Annotated in this window: 26 protein-coding genes; 14 read left to right on the top strand and 12 right to left on the bottom strand. The window is 60.9% G+C overall.

The annotated features are described in order from the left end of the window. Nucleotides 1–13: 13 nt before the first annotated feature. Nucleotides 14–352 (bottom strand): P-II family nitrogen regulator, encoded by a 339-nt coding sequence (locus ACR0EZ_RS16630; RefSeq protein WP_170336579.1) that lies wholly within the window; start codon nt 350–352, stop codon nt 14–16. A gap of 260 nt (nt 353–612) precedes the next feature. Here ACR0EZ_RS16630 and ACR0EZ_RS16625 point away from each other — a divergent pair, with 260 nt between their 5' ends. Continuing rightward, entirely contained in the window at nt 613–2,799 is a 2,187-nt protein-coding gene (locus tag ACR0EZ_RS16625; RefSeq protein WP_480615159.1) for a transglycosylase domain-containing protein, read from the top strand. A 45-nt stretch (nt 2,800–2,844) separates the two neighbouring features. Here ACR0EZ_RS16625 and leuB read toward each other — a convergent pair whose 3' ends face one another. After that, complete coding sequence (leuB, locus tag ACR0EZ_RS16620) at nt 2,845–3,948, bottom strand: 3-isopropylmalate dehydrogenase (RefSeq protein ID WP_480615157.1); 1,104 nt, start codon at nt 3,946–3,948, stop codon at nt 2,845–2,847. A gap of 90 nt (nt 3,949–4,038) precedes the next feature. Here leuB and ACR0EZ_RS16615 point away from each other — a divergent pair, with 90 nt between their 5' ends. Continuing rightward, nucleotides 4,039–4,566, top strand: coding sequence for a redoxin domain-containing protein (locus ACR0EZ_RS16615; protein WP_480615155.1), 528 nt, complete (start codon nt 4,039–4,041; stop codon nt 4,564–4,566). Between the two features lie 100 nt (nt 4,567–4,666). Here the strand turns inward: ACR0EZ_RS16615 and ACR0EZ_RS16610 are convergent, their stop codons facing one another. From ACR0EZ_RS16610 to ACR0EZ_RS16585, 6 genes are all read right to left on the bottom strand, one after another. Then, entirely contained in the window at nt 4,667–5,611 is a 945-nt protein-coding gene (locus ACR0EZ_RS16610; protein WP_480615153.1) for an endonuclease/exonuclease/phosphatase family protein, read from the bottom strand. Then, nucleotides 5,608–6,438, bottom strand: a complete 831-nt coding sequence (locus ACR0EZ_RS16605) for a hypothetical protein (RefSeq protein WP_480615151.1) — start codon at nt 6,436–6,438, stop codon at nt 5,608–5,610. The genes ACR0EZ_RS16610 and ACR0EZ_RS16605 overlap by 4 nt, the downstream gene beginning before the upstream one ends. A 332-nt stretch (nt 6,439–6,770) precedes the next feature. Next, nucleotides 6,771–7,376, bottom strand: a complete 606-nt coding sequence (gene leuD, locus ACR0EZ_RS16600) for a 3-isopropylmalate dehydratase small subunit (protein WP_480615150.1) — start codon at nt 7,374–7,376, stop codon at nt 6,771–6,773. 42 nt (nt 7,377–7,418) lie between these two features. Then, nucleotides 7,419–7,973 (bottom strand): HdeD family acid-resistance protein, encoded by a 555-nt coding sequence (locus ACR0EZ_RS16595; protein ID WP_480615148.1) that lies wholly within the window; start codon nt 7,971–7,973, stop codon nt 7,419–7,421. A gap of 36 nt (nt 7,974–8,009) precedes the next feature. Next, nucleotides 8,010–9,413 (bottom strand): 3-isopropylmalate dehydratase large subunit, encoded by a 1,404-nt coding sequence (gene leuC / locus ACR0EZ_RS16590; RefSeq protein ID WP_480615146.1) that lies wholly within the window; start codon nt 9,411–9,413, stop codon nt 8,010–8,012. 52 nt (nt 9,414–9,465) lie between these two features. Beyond that, nucleotides 9,466–9,564, bottom strand: coding sequence for an isopropylmalate isomerase (locus ACR0EZ_RS16585; RefSeq protein ID WP_170455888.1), 99 nt, complete (start codon nt 9,562–9,564; stop codon nt 9,466–9,468). 228 nt (nt 9,565–9,792) lie between these two features. On the opposite strand from ACR0EZ_RS16585, the gene rsfS reads away from it, so the two are divergent. Genes rsfS through ACR0EZ_RS16570 form a run of 3 tightly spaced genes read left to right on the top strand, consistent with a single transcriptional unit; the run spans nt 9,793 to nt 11,168 of the window. Beyond that, on the top strand, nt 9,793–10,155 hold the full coding sequence (rsfS, locus tag ACR0EZ_RS16580; protein WP_171097805.1) for a ribosome silencing factor: 363 nt from the start codon (nt 9,793–9,795) through the stop codon (nt 10,153–10,155). 44 nt (nt 10,156–10,199) lie between these two features. Beyond that, nucleotides 10,200–10,670, top strand: coding sequence for a 23S rRNA (pseudouridine(1915)-N(3))-methyltransferase RlmH (gene rlmH, locus ACR0EZ_RS16575; protein ID WP_480615144.1), 471 nt, complete (start codon nt 10,200–10,202; stop codon nt 10,668–10,670). A 12-nt stretch (nt 10,671–10,682) separates the two neighbouring features. After that, complete coding sequence (locus tag ACR0EZ_RS16570; RefSeq protein ID WP_480615142.1) at nt 10,683–11,168, top strand: flavodoxin family protein; 486 nt, start codon at nt 10,683–10,685, stop codon at nt 11,166–11,168. Nucleotides 11,169–11,170: 2 nt separating this feature from the next. Here ACR0EZ_RS16570 and ACR0EZ_RS16565 read toward each other — a convergent pair whose 3' ends face one another. Continuing rightward, nucleotides 11,171–11,518, bottom strand: a complete 348-nt coding sequence (locus ACR0EZ_RS16565) for a hypothetical protein (protein ID WP_480615140.1) — start codon at nt 11,516–11,518, stop codon at nt 11,171–11,173. A gap of 35 nt (nt 11,519–11,553) precedes the next feature. After that, complete coding sequence (locus ACR0EZ_RS16560) at nt 11,554–12,264, bottom strand: DUF599 domain-containing protein (protein ID WP_480615138.1); 711 nt, start codon at nt 12,262–12,264, stop codon at nt 11,554–11,556. Nucleotides 12,265–12,346: 82 nt separating this feature from the next. On the opposite strand from ACR0EZ_RS16560, the gene ACR0EZ_RS16555 reads away from it, so the two are divergent. The 6 genes from ACR0EZ_RS16555 to ACR0EZ_RS16530 all read left to right on the top strand — a co-directional run bounded on the left by ACR0EZ_RS16555 (nt 12,347) and on the right by ACR0EZ_RS16530 (nt 18,584). Beyond that, a complete protein-coding gene (locus ACR0EZ_RS16555; RefSeq protein ID WP_480615136.1) occupies nt 12,347–13,786 on the top strand; it encodes an FAD-linked oxidase C-terminal domain-containing protein in 1,440 nt (479 codons plus the stop codon). Between the two features lie 64 nt (nt 13,787–13,850). Continuing rightward, on the top strand, nt 13,851–14,951 hold the full coding sequence (locus ACR0EZ_RS16550; protein ID WP_480615134.1) for an FAD-binding protein: 1,101 nt from the start codon (nt 13,851–13,853) through the stop codon (nt 14,949–14,951). 4 nt (nt 14,952–14,955) lie between these two features. Continuing rightward, the gene (gene glcF, locus ACR0EZ_RS16545) at nt 14,956–16,278 is read left to right on the top strand and encodes a glycolate oxidase subunit GlcF (protein ID WP_480615133.1); all 1,323 of its coding nucleotides are present in this window, start codon (nt 14,956–14,958) and stop codon (nt 16,276–16,278) included. A 110-nt stretch (nt 16,279–16,388) separates the two neighbouring features. After that, nucleotides 16,389–17,180 carry a trypsin-like serine peptidase gene (locus tag ACR0EZ_RS16540; protein ID WP_480615132.1) on the top strand — a complete coding sequence of 264 codons (792 nt, stop codon included), beginning with the start codon at nt 16,389–16,391 and terminating at the stop codon, nt 17,178–17,180. After that, on the top strand, nt 17,177–17,992 hold the full coding sequence (locus tag ACR0EZ_RS16535) for a trypsin-like serine peptidase (RefSeq protein ID WP_480615130.1): 816 nt from the start codon (nt 17,177–17,179) through the stop codon (nt 17,990–17,992). Before ACR0EZ_RS16540 ends, ACR0EZ_RS16535 begins: the two co-directional genes overlap by 4 nt. A 124-nt stretch (nt 17,993–18,116) precedes the next feature. Further along, nucleotides 18,117–18,584 (top strand): Hsp20 family protein, encoded by a 468-nt coding sequence (locus ACR0EZ_RS16530; RefSeq protein ID WP_480615128.1) that lies wholly within the window; start codon nt 18,117–18,119, stop codon nt 18,582–18,584. 148 nt (nt 18,585–18,732) lie between these two features. On the opposite strand, the gene ACR0EZ_RS16525 is transcribed toward ACR0EZ_RS16530, so the two are convergent. Both ACR0EZ_RS16525 and ACR0EZ_RS16520 read right to left on the bottom strand, forming a co-directional pair. Further along, the gene (locus ACR0EZ_RS16525) at nt 18,733–19,896 is read right to left on the bottom strand and encodes an SGNH/GDSL hydrolase family protein (protein ID WP_480615126.1); all 1,164 of its coding nucleotides are present in this window, start codon (nt 19,894–19,896) and stop codon (nt 18,733–18,735) included. Nucleotides 19,897–20,197: 301 nt separating this feature from the next. Further along, nucleotides 20,198–22,381, bottom strand: a complete 2,184-nt coding sequence (locus tag ACR0EZ_RS16520; RefSeq protein WP_480615124.1) for an esterase-like activity of phytase family protein — start codon at nt 22,379–22,381, stop codon at nt 20,198–20,200. 267 nt (nt 22,382–22,648) lie between these two features. On the opposite strand from ACR0EZ_RS16520, the gene ACR0EZ_RS16515 reads away from it, so the two are divergent. Genes ACR0EZ_RS16515 through ACR0EZ_RS16505 form a run of 3 tightly spaced genes read left to right on the top strand, consistent with a single transcriptional unit; the run spans nt 22,649 to nt 25,184 of the window. Then, nucleotides 22,649–23,728, top strand: coding sequence for a hypothetical protein (locus ACR0EZ_RS16515; RefSeq protein ID WP_480615122.1), 1,080 nt, complete (start codon nt 22,649–22,651; stop codon nt 23,726–23,728). Then, nucleotides 23,728–24,069 carry a hypothetical protein gene (locus ACR0EZ_RS16510; RefSeq protein ID WP_480615120.1) on the top strand — a complete coding sequence of 114 codons (342 nt, stop codon included), beginning with the start codon at nt 23,728–23,730 and terminating at the stop codon, nt 24,067–24,069. The genes ACR0EZ_RS16515 and ACR0EZ_RS16510 overlap by 1 nt, the downstream gene beginning before the upstream one ends. Then, nucleotides 24,066–25,184: a hypothetical protein gene (locus tag ACR0EZ_RS16505; RefSeq protein ID WP_480615118.1), complete on the top strand. Its 1,119-nt coding sequence runs from the start codon at nt 24,066–24,068 to the stop codon at nt 25,182–25,184. Before ACR0EZ_RS16510 ends, ACR0EZ_RS16505 begins: the two co-directional genes overlap by 4 nt. Nucleotides 25,185–25,191: the final 7 nt, after the last annotated feature.

The raw sequence follows: 25,191 nt of genomic DNA, 5'->3' as shown, positions 1-25,191 counted from the left end.
CGGGTGGCGCTGTTTACAGCGCTTCCTCGTTGGTTTCCCCGGTCCGCACGCGCAGCGCCTGCTCGACATCGAGGACGAAAATCTTGCCGTCGCCGATCTTGCCGGTCTTGGCGGTTTTGGTGATGGTTTCGACGATCTGGTCAGCCATCGTTGCTGGCACCACGATCTCGAGCTTGATCTTGGGCACGAAATTCACTGCATATTCGGCGCCGCGATAAATCTCGGTGTGACCGGATTGCGAGCCGAAGCCCTTGATTTCAGTTACCATCATGCCGCGAACGCCCGCATCGGTCAGTGCCTCGCGCACCTCCTCGAGCTTGAACGGCTTGATTGTCGCTATGATCAGTTTCACGCTAGTCCCCTCTGCTTCCCCGGTCGGACCGGTCTACTTTGCACCTGCAGAAAAAAGCGCGATGAACTGACCAAAGGAACGGTTTCGGGGCGGGAACGGGGGGTCAAATAGGTCTATGTTGCATAATTTTTGCACAAATTGCGCGCAACGGCTAAAAAACAGGCAGAATATTATGGGGCAAATACCGGTATTTCACACCTCAACACCGGCGCGTCGCCACGGTATGGTGACGCAAAAGCACAATCGGGCAGAGTTTGAGCATGACTGAGTCCAAGCGCCGCAAACCGACACTGGTCGCGGATAAAAGATACCCGCCGAAGGGGCGCAAGCCTTCGGCGTCGAAACGTGCTGCAAACCCCGCAGGCAATAAATCCACCGCCCGGAAAAAGGCCACGCGCAAGGCCCCGCGGAAAAAGGCGCGCAGGCGTTCGGGCGGCAGTGGCGGGGGCATCTTCCGCCGCCTGTTCCGCTGGATCTGGCGGCTGATCTGGGGCGTGACCTGGCGCGTCGGCGCGGTGGCCGCGCTGCTGATCGCGCTGGCGGTGGGTGTTGTCTACACCTCTCTGCCGGATGTCGATTCGCTGCTGGACGGGCGGGCGCGGGGGTCGGTCACGCTGCTGGATCGCGACGGCAAGGTCTTTGCCTGGCGCGGCGATCAGTTTGGTGGAGTGATCACGGCGGATACCGTCTCACCCCATCTCAAGAACGCCGTGGTCGCGACCGAGGATAAGCGGTTCTACCGCCATTTCGGCGTCAGCCCGCGCGGTGTCGCCAGTGCGGTGCGCATCAACCTGAGTGAAGGGCGCGGGCCGCTGTCGGGCCATGGCGGGTCGACCATCACCCAGCAGACCGCCAAGCTGCTGTGCCTTGGCGTGCCCTATGTGCCCGAGGAGTGGGATTCCGAGGCTGCGTATGAGGCCGATTGCCGTCAGGGCTCGCTGTGGCGCAAGGCCAAGGAAGCGATCTATGCCATGGCGATGGAGGTCAAGTATTCCAAGGATGAGATCCTGACCATCTATCTGAACCGCGCCTATCTGGGATCGGGCACGCGCGGGTTCGAGGCCGCCAGCCAGCGCTATTTTGGCAAATCTGCGGCCGAGGTTTCGCCGGCTGAGTCGGCGATGATGGCGGGGCTTCTGGTGGCCCCCACGCGCTATGCACCCACGAACAGCCTGCAACGCTCGCAGGACCGGGCGCGGCTGGTGGTCGGGTTGATGGAGGATCAGGGCTATCTGACCCCGGCGCAGGCCAGCGAGGCGCGCAGCCGCCCGGCAGTGTTGTCCGAGGCCGCAGCGGCGCGCGCAGGCGGGTATTTTGCCGATTGGGTCATGGCCAGCGGGCCAGAGTTCTTTACCCGCAACACCACCGAGGACGTGGTGATCCGCACCACGCTGGATCAACGCATCCAGCAATCGGCGGAAGAGGCGCTGCAATTCATCTTTCAGGAAAAGGTGCGCGAAGGGTCCAAGGCACAGGCCGCCATTGTGGTGATGTCGGCAGATGGCGCCGTGCGCGGGATGGTCGGCGGGCGCAAAACGCGGGTGTCGGGCGCCTTCAACCGCGCGACGCAGGCTTTGCGGCAGACCGGGTCGTCGTTCAAACCCTTTGTCTATGCGACGGCGCTGGAGCTGGGCTATTCGCCGCTCGATATTGTGGTGGACGAGCCCTATTGCATTAACATCCCGGGATCGGGCCAGTGGTGCCCCAAGAACTACACCAACAAGTTCTACGGGCGCGTGACTTTGGCGGATGCGCTGAAAAACTCGCTGAACATCCCCGCTGTGAAAGTGGCCGAGATGTCGGGTCTGGACAATGTTCGTACGGTGGCCGCCGGGTTCGGCATCGCCAGCGATCTGGCCGAAGGCCCCGCGCTGGCGCTGGGCGCATCTGAGAGCACGCTGATCGAGATGACCGGGGCTTATGCCGGCATCCTGAACGGTGGCTCGGCGGTGGAACCCTATGGGCTGACCGAATTGAAACTGCTGGGCGATGACGCCCCGCTGATGGTGACGACAACCGGCATCGGCGAGCGGGTCATCAACGACCCCGCAGCCCGGCAACTGACCTGGATGATGGAGCGTGTGGTGTCCGAAGGCACCGGCCAGCGCGCAAAACTGCCGGGCTGGCAGGTCGCGGGCAAGACCGGCACGACGCAGGCCGCGCGGGACGCCTGGTTCATCGGCTTTACGGCAGACTACGTGGCGGGCGTGTGGATGGGCTATGACGACAACACGCCGCTCTCGGGTGTGACGGGCGGCGGACTGCCTGCGGAAATCTGGAAGGAAACCATGCTGCGCGTGACCGAGGGGATGACACCCTCGCCCCTGCCCATGGTCGCCCCGGCCCCGCCGGTTCAGGTCGCCCAGCCCAAACGGCAGCAGCGCCGCCGTCAGGGCGGGTTCGAACGGGCGGTGAATCAGCTGATCAAGGATATTTTCGGCAACTGAGGCCGGTCGGTCAGGCGGCGCACGGAACGCCGCCTGATTTCAAATTCAAAGGCTTTCGTCCAGCGCCGCAATGATCGCGTCGCCCATCTCGGTGGTGGACACAGGCTGAACGCCTTCGTCGGCCAGCAGATCGGCGGTGCGGACACCATCGGCCAGCACTTTCTCGATCGCGGCTTCCAGACGGTCGGCCTCTTCCCCCTGATCGAAGCTGTAGCGCAGCGCCATGGCAAAGCTGAGGATACAGGCGATCGGGTTGGCCTTGCCCTGACCCGCGATATCGGGGGCCGAGCCGTGGACCGGTTCGTACATCGCCTTGGGGCGGCCATTGGCCATCGGTGCGCCAAGGCTGGCCGAGGGCAGCATGCCCAGCGACCCGGTCAGCATCGCCGCCGTATCCGACAGGATGTCGCCGAACAGGTTGTCAGTGACGATCACGTCGAACTGTTTCGGTGCGCGGACCAGCTGCATCGCGCCGTTATCGGCATACATGTGGGTCACTTCGACCTCGGGATAATCCTTGGCCACACGGTCCACGACCTCGCGCCACAGGATGCCCGATTCCATCACATTGGCCTTCTCCATCGAGCAGACCTTTTTGTTGCGGCGCATCGCCAGCTCAAAGGCCGAGCGCGCGGCGCGTTCGATCTCGGATTCGGCGTAGCGCTGGGTGTTGATGCCGACGCGCTCGTTGCCTTCTTCGAAGATCCCGCGCGGCTCGCCGAAATAAACGCCCGAGGTCAGCTCGCGCACGATCATGATATCCAGACCGGCGACCACATCCTTTTTCAGCGAAGAAAAATCAGCCAGCGCGTCAAAGCATTGCGCCGGGCGCAGGTTGGAATACAGGTCCATTTCCTTGCGCAGGCGCAGCAACCCGCGTTCGGGCTTTAGGCTGAAATCCAGATCGTCGTATTTCGGGCCGCCCACGGCCCCCAGCAGCACGGCGTCGGCCGCATGTGCCTTTTCCATGGTCTCATCCGACAGCGGCTTGCCATGGGCGTCATAGGCCGCGCCGCCGACCAGATCCTCGCTCACGTCATAGTGAAGACCGCGATTGGTGCCGAACCAATCGATGATTTTGCGCACTTCGGTCATGACTTCTGGGCCAATTCCGTCTCCGGGCAGGATGAGGAGCGAGGGGTTGGACATGAACGGTCTCCTTGCGTTTCGTCGCAAAGGCCCTAGCGTCTGAGCCGCATCGGGTCAATGAGACGAACCCGCCAAATCACGAGGAAACACATGTTGATACCCGGAAACCCCGTCCCCGCGCTGAAAATCGAAACCGTGGCGCATGGCGAATTCGATCTGGACCGCGATGCGGGCGAAAACGGAACGCTGGTGATTCAGTATCGCGGGTTGCATTGCCCGATCTGCGTCAAACAGATGACCGAGGTCGACGCCGCGCTGGACGATTTCGCCGAACTGGGGGTCGAGGTTATCATGATCACCACCGACACGGGCCCGCGCGCGGCAGAGACCGCCGAAAAGGCCGGAGCGTCACGTGTGCGGATCGGCCACAGCTTGCCGCTGTCAGTGGCGCGTGAAGGTTGGGGGCTGAATATCTCAACCGCGCGCGAGGGCAGCGCCGAGCCGGATTTCTTCGCCGAGCCCGGACATTTCTACATCGCGCCGGACCGGACGCTGTATTACGCGTGGCAGCAGACCACCCCGTTTGGCCGCCCCGTAACGTCGGATATCGTTGGTGGTCTGAAATTTACCCTTGGCAACAATTATCCCGCGCGCGGAACCTATACCGGGGCGCTCTGACCCGGCCCGTGCGTCAGTCACCGATCCGAATATCGACCCAGACCAGCCGGTGACGGCTGGCGCGTTCCGCGCTTGGGCGGTGTTCAGACCCGGCGTCGGGCTAGAACACGCCCGACCCGACAACCGGCAAATCCGCCGAGGGCAGCACATAGTCGACGCGCATATCCCCGACCGCTTTCCAGTGAACGGTTGTCACCGAGCCCGCCGCGTCTGCTGGTTGGGGGTCCTGCAGGTTCGGATCGGACAGCAGGGCGTGGATGGCCGCTTTATGCCCCTCGCCCTGCTGCGGGTCCAGATTGGCATCCCCCGCGATCACGAAGGGGCCGGTCGGGGCCGGACCCAACTGGCCGTCCAGCAGCAGCGACCAGAACCGGATTTCGTCCCGGTTGCGCAGCCCGTTCCGATCCTCGGGCCCGTCAAAGACCGGCGGGGCGGCGTGAAAGGTCATCAGGTCCAGTTGCCCGCCCGGGGCCCGGATCGGCACGATCCAATGGGCGGTCGAGGACAGGCGCTGATGGGCCTGCGCCTCAGCCGACGGAAAGGGTGCGCCGTCCTGCGTGGGCAAACTCGCCTCGGGCAGGTCGCGCCACAGCAGTGCGGTATGGTTCTGAACTTCGGGCGTCAGGATTTCGTGGCGCGACAGAACCGCCAGCCCGCCCTGTCCGGTGAACTGCCCCCAGCCCTGCGCATCGCCCGGCCCCTGCGTGCGCTCGTCGCCGTCCAGATCAAGGGTGGTTTCAAGCCCGGAATTGGGCTGCGCGGTATAGCTGTAACGGTAATCCAGCCCCGCGTCGCGCAGCTTGTCTGACAGGGCGGCGACAGCCAGACCGTCATAATCCCAGTCGATGCCCTGCAAGGCGACGATATCGGGCTGCACGGCGGCCAGCACCTCGACCACCGCCTGAACCTGCGCATCGCCGCGCTGGATATCGCGCAGCAGCAGGCCGGGGCCCTTGCGGCTGAGTTCGGTGTTGAATGTGGCAACGCGCAGCACGTCGGCCTGCGCTGCAAAGGGAAGCAGCAGCAGGAAAAGGGTGCGGATCATGCGGTCTGAGTGGACTCGGTTGTGGAGTAGGCCCGGCGCTTTTCGACGATCAGGTTCGCGATCCGCAGGGTCGCCATGCCGCGCATGATCATGCTGGCGGGCAGGAAGGCCCAGGCGCTCATGGCCCAGATCAGGGTTTGCGGATTGTTCAGCGAGATCGGAACGAACACGCTGGCCAGCAGTTTCGTCACCGCCGGGATCAGAAACGGGATGAGGATCCCGATGCAGATATTCAACCGCCCGTCCCGCTGCAGGCGTGCCACAACATCGCCGCCCTTGGTCGGGTCGAACAGCGGCAGGTTGGTCCAGACATTGAACGCGCCGTTGCCGGTCGGCCAGCCGCGCAGCTTCACCGCATAGGCAAAGGTGGCGATTGTCACCAGGGCCGCGACATAGGCGACGCTGGCGGAAATCCGCACCAGTTCGACCAGCGGCGGGCTGGCATCCGCAGGCAGCATCAGCACGATCAGGCGGATCGGCGAATAGGGGAAATCGGCCAGATTCGCGACACCCAGACCCATCGCATAAAACATGGCGGTCAGGTTCGACGGCTCATAGACGTTTTTGCAGATCAGTGTCAGGAAGGTGATCATCGACATCAGACCGACAAAGCGCAGGCGGTTTACCGGTGGCGCGTCGCGGAATTCGATGAAGCTGGGGAAGGCAGAGTTGTATTCGGCAAAGGTCAGGATAAACGCAAAGATCGCGAGGAAGACCACGATCTCGGTCCCGTTCGTCGATGTTACCGGCAGGTACAACGCAGGGGTCAACACCATCAGTGCAACCAGTATTCCGCGTATCGCCGCCCCAGTTGTGCGCGCAATCACTATCCGAACCCTTTTCAAACCGGAGCGGCCGGTTCTGTGCCGACTCGCTTCCAACCTGTGCCCGCCGTGTCTTTTCGTGTGACGGTTGCCTCTGTTACCGCCAAGATGGACGATAAGCGGCATTTCGCTCAAGCCGGGGTGCAGAAAACACGGGATTTCGGGCAAAATGATGGCGCAACTGGTGCGAGATTGCATCATTTTGGACGCAAATTCGACGTGTATCTCAAAATGATACCCAGATGTTGTGGTTTTTAAAAAATCAACCCCAAGAATGCGAACGGGGCCGGAAGGCCGACCCCGTTAGGTTGAGTATCCACAGATTCGTTTGAGAATCACACCCACGGACGGGCTTGACTTGCGTGATCCTCGAACTTGTCGATGTGATGGTCTTTTTCCATCGTCAGCCCGATATCGTCCAGACCGTTCAGCAGGCAGTGCTTGCGATGGGGGTCGATGTCGAACCCGATCACCACTCCATCAGAAGTTGTAATCTGCTGATCTTCCAGATGCACGGTCATGCGGGCGTTTTCGCCCTTGTGCGCGTCTTCCATCAGGATCGTGTGATGTTCTTCTTCAACCACGATGGGCAGGATGCCGTTCTTGAAGCAGTTGTTGAAGAAGATGTCGGCGAAGCTGGTCGAGATAACCACCTTGATGCCGAAATCCTTGATCGCCCAGGGCGCATGTTCGCGCGACGAGCCGCAGCCGAAATTGTCGCCTGCCACCAGAATCTCGGTGTTTCGGTAGGCAGGCTTGTTCAGAACGAAATCCTCGTTCTCGCCGCCATGGTCGTGATAGCGCATCTCGTCAAACAGCACGACGCCAAGGCCGGACCGCTTGATGGTTTTCAGATGCACTTTCGGAATGATCATATCGGTGTCGATATTGATCAGCGGCATCGGGGCAGCCACCCCGTGGACTTTTTCAAACTTTTCCATGTCTACACTCCTGCAGGAGAGGGCTGCGCCCGTGTCCCGCGTTTAAGCCTCTTTGGCCTCTGTTGTTTCGTCCTTGGGTGCGTTCTTGATGAAGAACGCCATGAAGACCAGCCCGAACCCGTTGAACAGCATCTCGATGCCCAGCAGGATACCCAGCAGCTGCAAAAGAACCGCTTTCTCCTCTGCCGCGTAGCTCCAGATGATGCCTGCGAGAATGATCGACAAGATGCCCGAGATCAGCGTGGGCCAGAAGAACTGAGTTCCCCGCATTTGGAACGACAGGATGACCCGCGCAATGCCGCCTGCCATGAACAGGATCAGCATCACAATCGCCAAAGTGATGGTGCCTTCCAAAGGCTGAGACCAGAAGTTCCAGCCCAGGAACAGCATCACCGCACCCATGATCAGTGACAGGACCTTGTTGCCGATGCCTTCAATCGTGAAGCCACCGACGACCTGAAATGCACCCGCGATCAGCAGCAACATACCGGTCACCAGTGTCACCGCAAGCGATGCCGCGATGGCATTGCCAAGCGCAAACACACCAAATGCTATGGACAGAAGCCCCAGCAGCAGCCATTTGACCCAGTCACTCATGTCTTTATCCCTCAAATATCTAGATATGAGGGGAGCTTACATCAATTCACGGACGTCTGTCAGCCGTCCTGTGATTGCCGCTGCGGCAGCCATGGCCGGGCTCAGCAGATGGGTGCGCCCGCCCCGGCCCTGACGGCCCTCGAAGTTGCGGTTCGAGGTCGCGGCACAGCGCTCGCCCGGTTGCAACTGGTCGGGGTTCATCGCCAGACACATCGAACATCCCGCCAGACGCCATTCGAACCCGGCCGCTTTGAAGATATCCGCCAGACCTTCTTCCTCGGCCTGAGCGCGGACCAGACCGGAACCGGGCACGACCATGGCGCGCATGCCGTCCTTGATCTTCTTGCCCTTCAGAATCTCAGCCGCAGCGCGCAGGTCTTCGATCCGGCCATTGGTGCAGGAGCCGATGAAGACGGTGTCAATCTCAACGTCACTCAGCTTCTGACCAGCTTCCAGCCCCATATATTCGATCGAGCGGCGGGCCGCGTCGACCTTTCCGCCTTCGAAGTCTTCGGGGTGGGGCACGGAAGCGGTGATCGGCAGCACATCCTCGGGGCTGGTGCCCCATGTCACGACCGGCGCGATGTCTTCGCCGCGCAGGGTGACGACCTTGTCGAAATGCGCGCCCTCATCGGTATAGAGCGTCTTCCACCAGTCCATCGCGGCCTCCCACTGGGCACCTTTCGGTGCATGGGGGCGGCCTTTGACATATTCGAACGTGGTTTCATCCGGTGCAATCAGACCGGCACGGGCACCGCCCTCGATGGCCATATTGCAGACGGTCATGCGGCCTTCCATCGACAGATCCCGGATCGCTTCGCCGCAATATTCGATGACATAGCCGGTGCCGCCAGCGGTGCCGGTCTCACCAATCACGGCCAGAGTGATATCCTTGGCGGTCACGCCCGGCTGCAATTTGCCGGTGATCTCGACCTTCATGTTTTTGGATTTCTTCTGGATCAGGGTCTGCGTTGCCAGAACGTGCTCGACCTCGGACGTACCAATGCCGTGGGCCAGCGCGCCAAACGCGCCGTGGGTGGCGGTGTGGCTGTCGCCGCAAACCACGGTCATGCCGGGCAGGGTCCAGCCCTGTTCGGGGCCGACAATATGAACGATGCCCTGACGGACGTCATGCACCGGATAGTAATGAATGCCAAAATCCTTGGCGTTTTTGTCCAGCGCTTCGACCTGAATGCGCGATTCGGGGTTTTCGATCCCGTGCACCCGGTCGTCGGTGGTGGGCACGTTGTGGTCCGGCACCGCGATGGTCTTTTCCGGCGCGCGCACCTTGCGGCCCGCCATGCGCAGGCCTTCGAACGCCTGCGGGCTGGTCACTTCGTGGACCAGATGGCGGTCGATATACAGCAGGCAGGTGCCATCGTCGGCTTCATGCGCGACATGAGCATCCCAGATCTTGTCATAGAGTGTTTTGGGGGACATTGGTCCTCTCCCGTATCAAATGAGAAATAGCTGGCGAGTGGCTGGACGCCGCTTATAGGCGGGCCAGAACCGTGCGGGCAGCCCCAAAGAACCGTTCGCGCAGGCGCGCGCGGTCTTGCAGGTCGATATTCGGGGCCGTATGAGGTCTCATAACCGGTCAGATATAGATACTGACCGAGTCTATCAAGGTCCTGTGCGCCCCCGCAGATGCCGTCAGGGCACATTCCTGCGAGCGCTTGGGGGCCTTCATTGAAATGTCATGGGGTGCTTGTTACCTTATAAGTATCCCTGCGCCGGGGATTTGCGGCGCGCAACAAAGGAGGACTATGTCCTGTCTCTACATACCCAGGCGGGTTTGCCCGCCGATGACGGGGCCAAAATGATGGCCCACTCTCAGTCAATCAGCGACAAGCTGCTTGAACGTATCCTTTCCTCACTTTCCGATGACAAGGCCGAAGACGTCGTGCAGATCAACCTGCAGGGCAAATCCTCGGTTGCGGATCACATGGTGATTGCCTCGGGTCGGTCGACCCGTCAGGTCTCGGCCATGGCGGAAAAGCTGACGGATCGAATCAAGCAGGAATTCGGTTTCACCTCGAAGGTCGAAGGCAAGGATGCCGGCGACTGGGTGCTGATCGATACGGGCGACGTGATCGTCCATATCTTCCGCCCCGAAGTGCGCGAATTCTACCAGCTGGAAAAGATGTGGCTGCCTGCGGGCGGCAGCGCCTCGGCGAACTGAGGCACCATCCCGGCCCGTATTGAAGGGCCGGAGGCGAGAGAAATATGCGTATCAGCATAGTTGCGGTCGGGCGATTGCGCGCCGGACCGGAGAAATCCCTGCTTGACGATTACCTGACCCGATTTGACCGGACCGGCCGCGCGCTGGGCCTTGGTCCCGCGCGGGTGATCGAGGTCGAAGACAAGAAAAACGCAGGGATGGGGGCCGAGGCCACGTTGCTGCGCAAGGCGCTGCCCAAGGGGGCTGTTATCTGTACGCTGGATGAGCGCGGGCGGGTGATGTCCTCGCCCGATTTTGCGCAGAAGCTGGGCGGCTGGCGCGATGCGGGGCGGCAGGATCTGGCGCTTATCATCGGAGGGGCGGACGGGATCGACCCTGCTCTGCGGGCCGAGGCGGATTTTTCCATCTCATTCGGATCGATGGTCTGGCCCCATATGCTGGTCCGTGTGATGCTGGCCGAGCAACTCTATCGGGCCGCGACCATCCTGTCGGGTGGCCCTTATCACCGGGTCTGAAACGGGTTTGATATGGCGCAGCTTCTGATCGTTTACCATTCGCGCACCGGCGGGTCCCGGCAGATGGCCGAAGCCGCGGCCGAGGCTGCGCGGGGTGAAACGGAAACGGTTCTGAAGACGGCTGACCAAGCAGGTCCCGACGATCTGCTGGCCGCCGATGGCTATATATTCTGCGCGCCGGAAAACCTTGCGGCGATTTCCGGGGTCATGAAGGATTTCTTCGACCGCAGCTATTACCCCGTGCTGGGCCGGATCGAGGGCCGCCCCTATGCGCAGATGGTCTGCGCCGGGTCCGACGGTGAAAACGCCGCCCGCCAGACCGCGCGGATCGCAACCGGCTGGCGGCTGAAAGAGGTACAGCCGCCGCTGATCCTCTGCACTCATGCGCAAACGCCCGAGGCGATTCTGGCCGCAAAGACCATTCCCGCCGACCAGTTGGAGGCGTGCCGCGAAATCGGGCAGGCGCTGGCCGCCGGGTTGGAACTGGGTGTCTTCTGAGGTCAGTTCAGGGGGACTACAAAGGTCTCTTTGGCCCAGCCATCCGCGTTGGTCCGGGCCTGAACCTGCACCTGAGTTGTACCCGCCGGGATCGCGACGCCACTGAGTGACCGGGTAAAGGGCTGTTCGTTCTCATGCGGGTGATGCAGCACGCGCATCCCCAGTTCCGTCCCATCCATATCCAGCACCCGCCAGCCATCGGCATAGTCGTCCCAACCGGTTTCAGGATGCGAGACCGTCACGTCGAACCGCCACGTATCGCCGCTTTGCCGGGCGGTGACGTTTTCGATCACAGGGTCATCGGCAAGGGCGGGGCTGGCCAGAAGGGCGGCAAGAATCACATATCGCATCTGCCAACCATAGGGGGCGAGGCCGGGGCCCGTCATCACGTGTCTGTGTCGGGCGGCAGGTCCAGCAGCACCGTGCGGGAATGTGAGGCAAATTCGCGCCGATAGAGAACTCCGACGGTGATCGCCGTGCCCAGAAGCAGGGCGACCGGCCCCAATATCCAGCTCAGCGAGGCCAGGGCGAAATAGGTGGCGCGCAAACCGCGATTGAAATTGCGGGCGGCGGTGACGCATATTTCGGCGGCTTGCTTGGCCCGGGGATAGGCCTGCGGATCCTCGGGGTCGTTGGGGACGGCGGCCATCAGCACGGCGCAATAGCCGAACAGGCGATGGGCCCAGACATATTTCAGAAAGGCATTGGCCAGAAACAGGATCACGACCAGTATCTTGACCTCCCACACCAGCGCAGGCGCGCTGCCGATGGCCAGATCGCTGGCCACACCCGCCAGCCGTTCCGTATTTCCCAGCAAGGCAAGCCCGCCGCCGATGGCGATCATCGTGGTCGAGGCGAAGAAGGTGCTGCCCTGCCGCATCGCCGCCACCACCTGCGCGTCGAACATGCGCGGCTGGCGCGTCACCATCTCGCGCATCCAGCTGCGCCGGAAGGCGTCCATCATCATCGCGACGGATTGTCTGCCCGGCGACGGATGTTCGATCTTCCAGCCGATCCCCTGCCAGGCTGCGATCAGCAGCAACAGGGCAGCATAATCCATCGTAGAAAACAGCAGGGCGCGGTCGATCCAGGTCATGGGCCGAACACTAGGGTTAGGAATGGAAACTTGCCAGATCGGAAAATTGGTAATATTATTTTACCAAATTGGAGGATCGATGATGGAAATGCCCCGTCCAAACCCCGCCGTGCTGTCCCGCAAGCACAGCGTGCTGGCGCGCTTGCTGCAGGTTCTGCCCGAAGACGCCGTTATCCACGATCCGGCGGAAACCCGCGCCTATGAATGCGATGCGCTGACGGCCTATCGCTGCCCGCCGATGCTGGCGGTTCTGCCCGCGACCACGCAGGAGGTCTCGGACGTTTTGCGCATCTGCCATGAGGAAGGCGTGCCGGTTGTCCCGCGCGGGTCGGGCACGTCGCTGGCGGGCGGGGCGCTGCCGACGGCGGATTGCGTCATTCTGGGCGTCGCGCGGATGAATGAGGTGCTGGAGGTCGATTACGACAACCGATTCATCCGCGTTCAGACGGGCCGCACCAACCTGAGCGTCACCGGTGCGGTCGAGGAAGAGGATTTCTTTTACGCGCCTGACCCCTCGTCTCAGCTTGCCTGTGCGATTGCGGGCAATATCGCGATGAACTCGGGCGGTGCGCATTGTCTGAAATACGGGGTGACGACCAACAATCTGCTGGGCGTCAAAATGGTCCTGATGGACGGCAGCGTGGTGGATATCGGCGGCGCGCATCTGGATGCGGGCGGGCTGGATCTGCTGGGCGTGATCTGCGGCTCCGAAGGGCAGTTGGGCGTCGTGACCGAGGCCACCCTGCGCATCCTGCGCAAGCCCGAAGGCGCGCGGCCCGTTCTGATGGGGTTCGATGACAACGAGGTCGCGGGGCAATGCGTGTCGGACATCATCAAATCGGGCATTCTGCCGGTGGCGATCGAGTTCATGGATACGCTCTGCATCAGGGCCTGCGAGAACTTTGCCCATGCGGGTTATCCGGACTGCCACGCTTTGTTGATTGTCGAGGTCGAAGGCTCTGAGGCCGAGATCGACGATCAGTTGGCGAAAATCATCGAGATTGCCAAACGCCACAATCCGGTCGAACTGCGCGAAAGCCAGTCCGCCGAGGAAAGCGCGAAAATCTGGCTGGGGCGGAAATCGGCCTTTGGCGCGATGGGGCAGATGAACGATTACATGTGTCTGGACGGTACGATTCCGGTGTCCTCGCTGCCCGAAGTGCTGCGCCGGATCGGTGAGTTGAGTGCCGAGTACGGCCTGCCGGTGGGCAATGTGTTCCACGCGGGCGACGGCAACATGCACCCGCTGATCCTGTTCGATGCCAACAAACCCGGCGATCTTGAGAAATGCGAGGCGTTCGGGGCGGATATCCTGAAGCTCTGCGTCGATGTGGGCGGCTGTCTGACCGGCGAGCATGGGGTGGGCATCGAAAAGCGGGATCTGATGTCGCATCAGTACACGCCTGCCGATCTGGAGGCGCAGATGGCGGTGAAGGATGTGTTCGACCCCAAATGGCTGCTGAACCCGGCCAAGGTGTTTCCGCTGGATGTGTCCGAGACACGCAGGGTCGCGGCAGAATAGGGGCGCTGCCCCCGTCGCGTCGGGGCGCGACTCCCCCGGAGTATTTAGGAAAAGATGAAGCGAGATGAGACCTGAGACTGAGGCCGAACTGGCCGAGATCGTGGCCGGGCTGACCGGACCTGTGCGTATTGTTGGTGGTGGGACGCGGGGCGTGACCGGGCCGGGCGCGGCGCTTGAGACCACCGGGTTGAGCGGCATAAGGCTTTATGAGCCCGGTGCGCTGACCCTGGTGGCGCGGGCGGGTACCCCGGTGGCTGAGATCGAAGCTGCGCTGGTGGCAGAAGGCCAGCAGCTTGCGTTTGAGCCTGCGGATTATCGGGCGCTGCTGGGCACGTCCGGCGAGCCGACCATCGGCGGGGTTGTGGCGGCCAATATCTCGGGTCCACGCCGCATTCAGGCCGGGGCGTGCCGCGATTTTCTGCTGGGCGTGCGCTTTGTCGATGGGCGCGGGCAGGTGGTCAGAAACGGGGGGCGGGTGATGAAAAACGTCACCGGGTACGATCTGGTCAAGCTGATGGCCGGGTCCTGGGGCACGCTGGGAGTGTTGTCGGAAGTGTCTTTGAAAGTGCTGCCCAGGCCTGAGGCGGTGGCGACGCTGGGCATTGCGGTTACACAAGCGGCAAAGGCTGTTCAGGTGCTGTCGGCAGCGCTCCGGTCGCCATTTGAGGTCAGCGGTGCTGCATATGATGCCGGGGCGGGGCAAGCGTTTTTGCGGCTTGAAGGATTTGCGGACTCGGTCGCCTATCGTGTTGGGCAATTGCGGGAGGAACTGGCGGGGTTTGGTGAGGTTTCGGAAATCGACGATCCGAATACGCTGTGGTCGTCCATTCGCGACGTGGGTGGTTTTCAGGGGCGCGATGGGGATGTCTGGCGTATTTCGGTCAAACCCGGTGATGCCCCGGAAATCGCTGCGCGGTTGGAAGCGGAAAAGCTTGTTTTCGATTGGGGCGGTGGTTTGATCTGGGCTCTGGTTTCCAAGGGTTCGGATGTGCGGGCGCGGCTGGGCGCTTTCGCGGGGCACGCGACACTGGTGCGGGGAGAGGCAGAGACGGTTCAGGCGCATGGCCGGTTTCACCCGGAACCCGAGGCGATTTCCGCATTGACGCGAGGCGTGCGGCAAAAGTGCGATCCGCGCGGGCTCTTCAATCCGGGACTGATGGGGTAGGGCGATGCAAACCACATTCACCGAAAAGCAGTTGCAGAACCCGGCGATCCAGCGCTCGAATGACATCCTGCGCAGCTGCGTGCATTGCGGGTTCTGTACCGCGACCTGCCCGACCTATCAGGTGCTGGGGGACGAGCTGGACAGCCCGCGCGGGCGTATCTATCTGATCAAGGACATGCTGGAAAACGAGCGTGTGCCGGATGAGAAAACCGTCAAACATATCGACCGTTGCCTGTCCTGTCTGGCCTGCATGACCACTTGCCCCTCGGGCGTGCATTACATGCATCTGGTCGATCATGCGCGGGAATACATCGAAGAGAAATACAGGCGTCCCTTCTCGGACCGCGCGCTGCGGTGGGTTCTGGCGCAGATCCTGCCCTATCCGATGCGGTTCCGCTGGGCCCTGATCGGAGCCCGGCTGGGCCGCCCGTTCCGGTTTCTGATGCCCGATGCGCGGTTGCGGGCGATGCTGGATATGGCGCCGAAACATATCCCTCCGGTCAGTCGCAATGACGACCCGCAGAGCTTTGCGCCCGCGATCCCCCGCAAGAAACGCGTGGCGCTGATGACCGGCTGCGCGCAAAAGGCGCTGAACACCGATATCAACGATGCCACGATCCGGCTGCTGACCCGGTTGGGGTGCGAGGTTGTGGTGGCCGAAGGGGCGGGATGCTGCGGTGCGCTAACGCATCACATGGGCAAAAGCCGTGACAGCCATGCCGCAGCGGCGGCCAATATCCGGGCCTGGACGCGCGAGATGCAGGGCGAGGGGCTGGATGCCATCGTCATCAACACATCGGGCTGCGGCACGACCGTCAAGGATTACGGGCATATGTTCCGCAACGATGCGCTGGCAGATGATGCCGCGCGGGTGTCGGCAATTGCCATGGATATCAGCGAAGTGCTGATGCAACTGGACCTGCCGGAACAGACGGATCAGGGCCTGACCGTCGCCTATCACGCGGCCTGTTCCCTGCAACATGGCCAGCAGATCAAGACCTTTCCCAAGGACCTGCTGAAACGCGCCGGTTTCAAAGTTGTCGAACCTGCCGACAGTCATCTGTGCTGCGGCAGTGCCGGCACCTACAACCTGATGCAGCCCGAGATTTCGGGGAAGCTGAAACAGCGCAAGGTCCGAACGCTTGAGGCGAAACAGCCCGACATCATAGCGGCCGGGAATATCGGGTGCATGATGCAGATCGGCTCGGCCACGAAGATCCCGATTCTGCACACGGTCGAAATGCTGGACTGGGCCACCGGCGGCCCCGAACCGCGCGCGTTGCGGCAGGGTGGCGGGCACGATCCGCAGGTTCCGATCCTGCGCTGATGCGGGCGGGCATCAGGTGCCGCTAATTTCGGGCGGCGCCTTGCCTGCCCTATTTTTGCCGCAGGCGGCGCATAAGGCTGGTGTCTCGGATTGAACACCGGAGAAACCGCGTGCGCCACTGGATCATGGCTGTCGCGCTGAGCGTGCTGCCCCTGGCGGCCACAGCGCAGGATACCGGGCTGGAAAGCCTGGACACCACCGATTCCGGCCGAGACTGGATGGCCGTCGGGCGGCTGGATATCGAAGGTGACGCGTTTTGTACCGGTACTCTGGTCTCGCCCACGCTGGTTCTGACCGCAGCCCATTGCCTGTTCAACAGGGCGACCGGCAAGCCTGTGGACCCGGCGGAAATCGAGTTTCTGGCGGGCTGGCGTCTGGGGCGTGCCCTTGCCTATCGCACCGCGCGGCAGGCGGTCATTCACCCGGATTACCGGTTCAGCGCCACGGCGACCCCCGACGTTGTCAGCAGCGATGTGGCCCTGATCGAGCTGTGGCAGCCGATCCGGAACACATCTGTTGTGCCTTTTGAAACCGGAGATCAGCCGACGCGCGGCGAAGATGTGGGCGTCGTGTCCTACGCCCATGACCGGGCCGAGGCGCCGTCGCTGCAGCAGGTCTGCTCGGTCATGAACCGCTATCCCGGCGTTCTGGTGATGTCCTGCAATGTCGATTTCGGCTCGTCCGGCGCGCCGGTGTTTTCCTTTGACGGATCGCGCCCGCGCATTGTGTCGGTCGTGTCGGCCAAGGCCAGTCTGGACGGGCAGAGCGTGGCCATCGGGACGGTGGCCGACAACTCGCTGCAATTGCTGCGGGCCGAGCTGGATGCAGGGCGCGGGTTCGGCGCGTCTTCGGGCGGGCAAAGGGCAGGCAAAAACGTAGGTGCAAGGTTCATTCGGCCATGACGAGATTATTCCTTGGCCTGCTGCTGGGCCTGTCCATCGCCGCAACCGCCGTTCATGCCCAGGCCGGAAAGCGCAAGCTGACCGACCGCGAGGATCTGTACGGGTGGGAAGCCATCGGGCGGCTGGATGTGGGCAACCGGTCCTTCTGCACCGGCACCCTGATCGCGCAGGATATCGTTCTGACCGCCGCCCATTGCGCCGTCGACAAAGGAACCGGGAAACCTTACCCGCCCGGCGATGTCACCTTTCGCGCCGGACTCAGCAACGGCACCGCGCTGGCCGAGCGCAAGGTCGTCCAGATTGCGGCGCATCCGAAATACGGGGCCAACGATCCGCTATCGCCCGCAAGCATCCGGGTCGATGTCGCCCTGATGCGGCTGGAAGAGCCGATCCCCTATTCCATCGCCAATCCCTTTGCCCTGCACAGCGGCCGGGTTTCGGGGACGGAAATCAGCCTTGCCTCATACGGGCGCGGGCGGTCCGAGGCGATCACGCGCGAACGGTCCTGCCGCATTCTGAACCGGCGGCTGGGTCTGATCATTTTCGACTGCGATATCACCTTCGGCTCGTCCGGCTCGGCCATTCTGGCCAAAAACGGCCCGCGCTGGCAGATTCTGTCGGTGGTCTCGGCAGTTGCGGTGCACGAAGGCATAAAGGTCGGATTCGGAATGGAATTGTCCAATGTGGTGTCCGAACTGAAAGCCATTCTGCGCCGCGATGCCCCCCAGCCCAAGGCCGCGATCCGCCGGTTGCAGGTGGGGACGGGCAAGTCCAGCTCGGGCGCGAAATTCATCGGTGCCGGCGGGTCTTGAACTAGGCCAATTCGTTCCCCATGTCAGATTTACCGGATCGCCACGAACGGGGTCCGGTATTGATCACCGCCCGTCCGTTTGGAGGGCACATATCGTAAATCGCTCAAGCATGAGGATACGACACATGCGTACTTTTGACTTTGCACCGCTGCACCGCGCCACCATTGGGTTCGACCAGATCGCCGACATGATGGATCGGGTTCTGACCAACGACGTGGCCCAGCCCAGCTACCCGCCCTACAACATCGAAAAAACCGACGCCGATACTTATCGCATCTCGGTCGCCGTCGCCGGATTTTCCGAGGCCGACCTGTCCGTCGAAGTGAAGGAAAACGCCCTGATCGTCGCCGGTAAGAAAGCCGCCGAGGACAAGGACCGCTCCTATCTGCACCGTGGCATCGCCACCCGCGCGTTCGAGCGCCGCTTTGCTCTGGCCGACCACGTGCGCGTCACTGGTGCCAGCCACGAAAACGGCATGCTGAACATCGACCTGAAGCGCGAAGTGCCCGAGGCCCTGAAACCGCGCCGGATCGAGATTTCCTCGGCCAATGCCATCGAAAAGGATGTGGTTGATGCCAAAGCCGTGAACTGAGGCTTTTGACCGACAAGCGACAATCCTCTCCTCCCTGGATTGTCGCACCAAACGCCCCGCGTTCCTCCAGACGCGGGGCGTTGTGTTCTTTGGAAGCAGCCCAGATTGTTTGCGGCGCGAAGTGACTTCGCCGCACGTATTTCGCGGACTAACGGCTGCTTACTTCATCCCAAAACTCGTGGGCTTTCAGCGCTTCAAGCAACAATCTGGCACGTTCCCCGTTTCCTTCGGCGTCGAAGTGGACATCGTCGAGGAACAGCTCCGGCCTCGAGTTCATATCCGCAAGTTCAACGACAAGAACTCCGAACTTTTTTCCCAGTTCGCGGACGACCTGATTGTTTTCTTCGACTTGTGAGGCAAGTGCCTCGGAGAATGCGGCCCGATCTTCGGGCGTTTTTGCGATAACGTGTGCCCGCAGAATACCGCTGTCGAACTTCTCGGGTTGGAAAGCCATTGTTGCCAAAACCACCCTGGCACCGTTTGCCTGCGCCATAGCGATCATTGACGCCGTATTGGCGCGAAAGGTTTCAGTGTTCGCGGGATCCTTCAGGTTGGTAATCAGTTCTTCCAGATTTGGCACGTTTTCGTACCGGTTCTGACCATAGCCAGGATGCTCTTCATAACGTTTCCACCCAAATGACTTTGGCCGTATGGAAACCACAAGCAATGCCAGTCTGGACATTTTGAAGATGCGCTTCAGTTCGGTATTGGTATGAAGAAAACTGTAGTTTGACGTTCGAAGATGCGAATAGTCAGGTTTGAAATTGTTGAACGCTTGTGCAAACAGCTCATTTCTGCCGTGAAACAGAATGATTATGTCAGGGTCCAGCGGAAGAACGCGGGTCTGAAGATTGATCAGGTGTTCGGTTGAAACCCAGCCGGGAACACCTGCATTTACAACCTCGAATCTCTGGTCTTCGGCGTTCAGCAGAGCTTCGAGTTGCGCCGGATACGACTGGGTATAATCGTTGACATGAGAACCGTAGGTCGTGGACCCTCCAATCGCCGCGATTCTCGTAACGCCGGTCGGTTTCTCTATGTCGATTTCCTCACCCCTGAACCCAAGAGAATTGTGGCGGTTCGTATCGGTCACGTAGTCAGGTGCAGGGCGATACGGCAAATAGGTGTGACTGGCCAATCGTCCGCGAATCTCGCCGCTATCCATAAAGTAGGACTTCTTTTCTTCGGACCAGAAGTTACTTACATACAGGCGCGCAAAGACTTCCAGGATCAATAGACAGATCAGGCACAGGGCCAGCAGTTGTAAGAGTTTAACTCCTAATGCATTGGCCCGTTTGTTTTGAAACTTCATGCGACATCCTCCGGACGTCGTTCATTTCACTGGGTAGAGAACAACAAACGTAACGAGCCCAGTTTAATGAAAAAACCCTGTTGCGGCAAACGGATGTACTTCCAATGCAAGCGCAGCAAGCCGGGTAATTTGGTTTTGACAGCGTGCAGCCCGCTCCAATTCGTTGACGCACATTCACGTCAACGTGTTTGCGATACGACCTTAAAATGAAAAAATGTGGTTGGCCCGCTATACATTTAAGGCTTAAATGTCTGGCTCCGCGCGTGTCCGCACGGAGCCATTTTTTGAGGTTTGGTTTTGATCAATTCCCAGCCGAAACCGACCCGATCGACCAGAACATCGTCTCTCCTGACGCGTCATCGACGCCGTCATTATCGGTCATCACAAACGCCTCGCCCGAGGGCAGGATCGCCAGACCTTCGATCTTGTCCAGAACGTAGCCGCCGGTCGCGGTCAGGTCGGGCAGCAGGTCGCGAACCTCTTGCTTGCTGACCACGGGCAGATCGCCACCCAGCGGGGCCGGGGTCATGTCTGACAGCGGAATGCGGTAGATCTTTTTGGTCACGGCACGGTGGTCATGCTGGTTGTCGCGTTCGATGACATAGACATGGTCGCCGAAAGCCACGATTTCCGACAGGCCAACCCAGCCTGTGTCCGGGTCTGCCTTGGGATAGAGTACGGCGCCCCATTCCTTGGTCTCCAGATTGTAGGCAACCAGTTTCACGTGGTTTTCCGGGTCGTCCTTCCATTCGCGCTGAACCGCTATCCACAGGGTGTCGCCGACCTTGGTGATGCCTTCGAAACCAAAGCGCTTTTCGACCGCCATCAGTTCCGGCGGCAGGCCGATCTCGCCCTTGCGGTCCTTGATCAGACCATCCGCCGAGACGTGGTAGATCGCATGCGGGATGACGCGGTCAGTGCGACCTTCCGAGGCGACGTAGAAGCCGCCCTTGCCGTCCAGCGTGATGCCCTCAAGGTCCAGTTTCTGGGCCGGGTTGCCATCCTGACGGTGGATGCGGATCACGTCGACGATGCGGGCGGGCTGCTGGCTGGGGTCGATCTTGAAGATCGAGGGCTGGAAACCGTAGAAGCTGTCATTGACCGCATAGATCATGCCATCCTCATCCGCGACCAGACCGGAGAGGGCACCCCATCCGATCAACTCATCCGCGCCTGCGGAGGTCAGATGCGGGTAAGCGGCGGGGGCGTTCTGATATTCAAAGATCGAGACATGCGCCCGCGGGCCGCCATCTTCGATCAGGTCTTTTTCGTTGGCCGAGATCAGCAGATTGCGCTCGGGGATGGCAACATAACCTTCGGGGCCAACACCCGAGGGCAGCAGTTGCTTCAGCACCGGGTTCGCCGGGTCGGTGGCGTCATAGACCCCGACGACCGAGGCGCGCTCGGCCCCGACAAAGATCATCGGCGTGCCGCCAAAACTGGCTGCGGTCACGCTTTCCGGTTCAACCCCTTTGGCATCCGAGCGTTTGTCGGGATAATGCCCGATCTGGATGATGGCTTTCTCGAAATCGGTGCCGTTTTCGTAAACAACGGTGCCGTCCTTATGGAAGATGGTCCAGCCACGCGACCCGCCCTGATAGTCGCCTTCATTGGCGGTGGCGAAGTGGGTGTCGTCGATCCATTTCACCGCGTCCGGCTCGCGCAGGCGGCCCGGCTGGCTTTCGGTGAAGATCAGCGCGCCGCGCTCGTCGGTGCCATCAATGCCTTCCAGGTCCACGCTGCCTGCCGAGAAATGGCTGATCACATTGCCGTCCTTGTCCACAACCGCGATGTGGTTGTTTTCCTGCAGGGTGATGACGGTTTCGCCAAGCGCGTTGATGTCCACGAATTCAGGCTCGGGGTCGGTCGGTGCAACCTCGGCCAGACCGGTCAGCGACGCCATTGTCATGCCCGCGCAATCCAGCGCGCCACCTTTCAGCGGCACCAGCGCCAGCGACCCGGCAGGCAGTTGCGGGATGATGCCGTCATTCAGGTCTTCGTCGCGTTCATTTTCGATGGCCACGGCGACAAAGCTGCCATCGGGGGCGATGGCGACGCTGTCGGGCTGACCGCCCAGATCACAGGCACCGGTTTCCGCCTTGCCCGCGATATCGACCGAGATCAGCTTGCCCGAAGGCGCGGTGTAGCTTTCCGAGGTGTTCACACCCACAAAAGCCGTCGCGCCGACGATTCCAACCGAGGTCGGCTCACCGCCCACCTCCATCGCACCCAAGGGCGCGGGTTTCGCGGGGTCGGTGATGTCGACCATGCCGATCACGCCCAGCGGGCTGTCGGTATAGACCAGCGTCATGCCATCCGCGGTCGCCGCAATGATCTCGGGCGAGGTTTCGCGGCTGGTATCCGCCCCCTCGGCCATGTTTTTCACGACGGGGAAAGACGCAATTCGGTTGAAATTCATCTCTGCCACGGCCTGACCGGCGGTCAGGGCAACGGCAGATGTCAGGCAGACACAGCGCAATGACATCGGGATTATCCTCTCCTGTTTGGACGCAAGTGGGATGGACCGGCTTTGTTGCGGGACTGTGACGGTTTTGATTCAGTTTGGTGACAAACAGCGCCGGGCGTTGCCGCGAAACCGCGCCCGTCCGAAACCACTCGCCACGTGGTTGTTGCCGCTATCTTTTACCGGGTGAATTTGCCAGTCTTTGCGGGAATTTAGCCCCCGAGGGGATGTAAATAGGCGTAACATTACCTATCTTATTGGGTAGATAAAACAAAAAAGGGATAGCAGATGTCGAACCAGCAATTTGAGGCTTTGATTCAGGAAACGCAGACCAAGGTGCGTGAAAGCCAGTCGCAAATCGAAGGGCTGACCTCGCGGATCGAAGCGGCGCGGGCCAAGATCGGCACGGCTGAGGCCGATATCGACATCGAAAACGCCACGCTCGAGGACGTGCACGCCCATACCGAGGTGATGAATGCCAATATCGCCGAGCTGATCATGGGGCTGGACGACGTGACCAACGCGTTTTCCAAGGATTTCGACGAGATGCGCTCGAAAACCGGGTGGGAGAGCTTTGTGGGCGTCTTCTCGAAAGGCAAATCCGAGTCGATGCGGCAGGAACGCATGCGCACCGCCAATATCGACGACAAGCTGCAGGATCTGATCGCCAAATCCGACGTGATCGTGAAGCTGCTGCAAGGGCAGTTGTCGGTGCTGGAAGAACAGCGCGTCAAAGTCGAGGACAACCTGACCGTCACGCTGGACGACCGCGAGGCGACTGTGGCCGAACTGGAGGCTTTGCGGTCCGAGATTCAGGGCATGGATCCGGCGATCATCACGCTGGAAAACAAGATCAGCGTCGAACAGGATGCCGCCGCGCGGACGCAGTTGGAAACCGAACTGGCCGAGCTGAACAAGCAATACAACGCCAAGGTTCAGGAAGAACAGGTCAAGCTGGCCAAGTCTCAGACGCTGGAGCGCTACATCGAAAAGGGCAAAACCTGGGTCGATTCACTGCAAAACCAGGCGGCGACGCAGATGGTGCTGATCAACAAGCTGCAGACAGACACCCAGCAGCGCGTGGTGCTGTATGACGCCCTGACCAAATCGCTGAAAACCGCGCAGCAGCAGGACGTTGCCCACCGCATCAACGAGATCGGCGTGCAGACGGATCAAGAGGCGCAAACCGCCATGGCCGCCATCGGCACCGCGACCAACCAGAAAATGGCCGACATGCTTGAGGCGCATGAGGACCACATGGTCTTCGCCCGCGACGTGCTGGAGAAAAAGGCCAAGGCGGATGAACGCTTTGCGCGCCGGTTTGCCTCGATTGTCGAGAAGCATGATAAGAATTTGTATGGTGGGTGATGCAATTCGGTATCAAGAACTTCTATCGGCCTACAAAAATCAAAAGCCTGAAAGAGCTTGAGCCTGAATTTGTGCCAAAATGGTTCAAGTATTGCCTACGCGCCGTCTTGGTGTGTTTCGCTTCCTTGGTGTTGATCGCAGTAGCGCAGCTTTTAGAAGTAGAAGTTTTGTTCGTTATTGGTGCGCTAGGTGTTCTGCTGGGCATGATTTCATTCTTCTTGATCTTTCTGATCCCCGCTTTGCTTTCATTTGGTGGGTTCTTTTGGCCTTGGTTGGGTAAAAAATCGGCACTTCTAGATAAGTGGTTGGAGCGCGATCTAGACTGGGGGTTCCGTAAGTGACTAGCCCAACCCAAGACCATGTCGGCCTGACCGACACTTTCGCCTCGCGCCGCTATTTCCGCAAATTCGAGGTGATCACCGTCCACCTACTGCGCGTGGCTGCGACGATGGAGGCCGAGGGCGCGATCAGCAAGCAAGAGGTGCGGATCGTGTCGCGCTACCTCTCGGGGCTGCTCTACACCTTCCGCGCGCTTTCCATGAAGTACCTGCTGGTCGGGCGCGATACGGGGCGGTTCTTTGGCAGCCTCGCCATGGACAAGCGCGACAGTGGGTTTCCTGTAGCGGCCGAGCTGCTGACCATGGCCAATGACGCGCAGCAGGCGCAGGTGCATCTGGCCAATATGCCGTCAGAGGATGATCTGAAAACCGACATGGTCCGCACCATCATTGGCGATCAGGAAATTCCCACCAAACTGCAGTTCGCGCTGTCACAAAGGCTCTATTACGAGGAATTGCTGAAGGGTCAGCTGTTTTGGGCCCGCAATGATCCCGAATGCCACTGGATCGGGAATGAGGGCGAACGGCGCAAGTTCCTGATCCACTGGGCGGTCTATGACAGCCAGATCAACCTGCCGGTCATCTATCTGATGCAGTTGGAGGACAGCGGCAAAACGGCCTTGCCCAAGGATCAACGCCGCTGGCCCGAAGTGCAGGCGCATCTGATGGCGCAGTCTTTGGGCGGGCTGAAACTGGTGACCATTGCCAAAGGCTTCGATCAGGATTTCGACGACCTGCATCCCAAGCACCTTCGCCGCATTCATGTGGGGCCGATGTATTCCTCGGCCTATACCGAGCAATCCGGCCCTTTGCGGCAGGTATTGGAGGACGCACAAGCGCCCGAGGGGCAGGACTGGGCGCTGGCCTGGACCACGGAAGAGCTGGAAAGCGAAGAGGTGATCGAAGAGCGTGCCGGGTGGTTTTCCACCGTCGAGCGCGAGGTCTTTGCGCTGGACCCGTTCGGCGGGCAGGGGGCCGAGACCGGGGCCACGCGCACCCAGCGGTCGATCATCCTGCCGCAGGGTCCGTTTCAGGTATTGGCCGAGCGCAATCCGCCGGGTTTTGGGGATGTGCGCAAGTTTGTGGTCAGCAAGGCGGGGCAGGTGTTGCGCTATTAGTATTTTC

The organism is Ruegeria sp. AK4 (assembly GCF_056541025.1).
Note: the sequence above shows the minus strand (reverse complement) of the source record. Positions and strands in the feature narration are given on the sequence as shown.

Coding starts and splice junctions, on each gene's coding strand:
- ACR0EZ_RS16560 (WP_480615138.1), bottom strand. CDS start 12,264: ATGACCTGGATCGACCGCGCCCTGCTGTTTTCTACGATGGATTATGCT.
- leuC (WP_480615146.1), bottom strand. CDS start 9,413: ATGTCCCCCAAAACACTCTATGACAAGATCTGGGATGCTCATGTCGCG.
- ACR0EZ_RS16515 (WP_480615122.1), top strand. CDS start 22,649: ATGTCGAACCAGCAATTTGAGGCTTTGATTCAGGAAACGCAGACCAAG.
- ACR0EZ_RS16610 (WP_480615153.1), bottom strand. CDS start 5,611: ATGATCCGCACCCTTTTCCTGCTGCTGCTTCCCTTTGCAGCGCAGGCC.
- ACR0EZ_RS16595 (WP_480615148.1), bottom strand. CDS start 7,973: ATGAGTGACTGGGTCAAATGGCTGCTGCTGGGGCTTCTGTCCATAGCA.
- rlmH (WP_480615144.1), top strand. CDS start 10,200: ATGCGTATCAGCATAGTTGCGGTCGGGCGATTGCGCGCCGGACCGGAG.
- ACR0EZ_RS16585 (WP_170455888.1), bottom strand. CDS start 9,564: ATGAGACCTCATACGGCCCCGAATATCGACCTGCAAGACCGCGCGCGC.
- rsfS (WP_171097805.1), top strand. CDS start 9,793: ATGATGGCCCACTCTCAGTCAATCAGCGACAAGCTGCTTGAACGTATC.
- ACR0EZ_RS16525 (WP_480615126.1), bottom strand. CDS start 19,896: ATGAAGTTTCAAAACAAACGGGCCAATGCATTAGGAGTTAAACTCTTA.
- ACR0EZ_RS16520 (WP_480615124.1), bottom strand. CDS start 22,381: ATGTCATTGCGCTGTGTCTGCCTGACATCTGCCGTTGCCCTGACCGCC.
- leuD (WP_480615150.1), bottom strand. CDS start 7,376: ATGGAAAAGTTTGAAAAAGTCCACGGGGTGGCTGCCCCGATGCCGCTG.
- ACR0EZ_RS16530 (WP_480615128.1), top strand. CDS start 18,117: ATGCGTACTTTTGACTTTGCACCGCTGCACCGCGCCACCATTGGGTTC.
- ACR0EZ_RS16625 (WP_480615159.1), top strand. CDS start 613: ATGACTGAGTCCAAGCGCCGCAAACCGACACTGGTCGCGGATAAAAGA.
- ACR0EZ_RS16555 (WP_480615136.1), top strand. CDS start 12,347: ATGGAAATGCCCCGTCCAAACCCCGCCGTGCTGTCCCGCAAGCACAGC.
- glcF (WP_480615133.1), top strand. CDS start 14,956: ATGCAAACCACATTCACCGAAAAGCAGTTGCAGAACCCGGCGATCCAG.
- ACR0EZ_RS16615 (WP_480615155.1), top strand. CDS start 4,039: ATGTTGATACCCGGAAACCCCGTCCCCGCGCTGAAAATCGAAACCGTG.
- ACR0EZ_RS16535 (WP_480615130.1), top strand. CDS start 17,177: ATGACGAGATTATTCCTTGGCCTGCTGCTGGGCCTGTCCATCGCCGCA.
- ACR0EZ_RS16565 (WP_480615140.1), bottom strand. CDS start 11,518: ATGCGATATGTGATTCTTGCCGCCCTTCTGGCCAGCCCCGCCCTTGCC.
- leuB (WP_480615157.1), bottom strand. CDS start 3,948: ATGTCCAACCCCTCGCTCCTCATCCTGCCCGGAGACGGAATTGGCCCA.
- ACR0EZ_RS16550 (WP_480615134.1), top strand. CDS start 13,851: ATGAGACCTGAGACTGAGGCCGAACTGGCCGAGATCGTGGCCGGGCTG.
- ACR0EZ_RS16570 (WP_480615142.1), top strand. CDS start 10,683: ATGGCGCAGCTTCTGATCGTTTACCATTCGCGCACCGGCGGGTCCCGG.
- ACR0EZ_RS16510 (WP_480615120.1), top strand. CDS start 23,728: ATGCAATTCGGTATCAAGAACTTCTATCGGCCTACAAAAATCAAAAGC.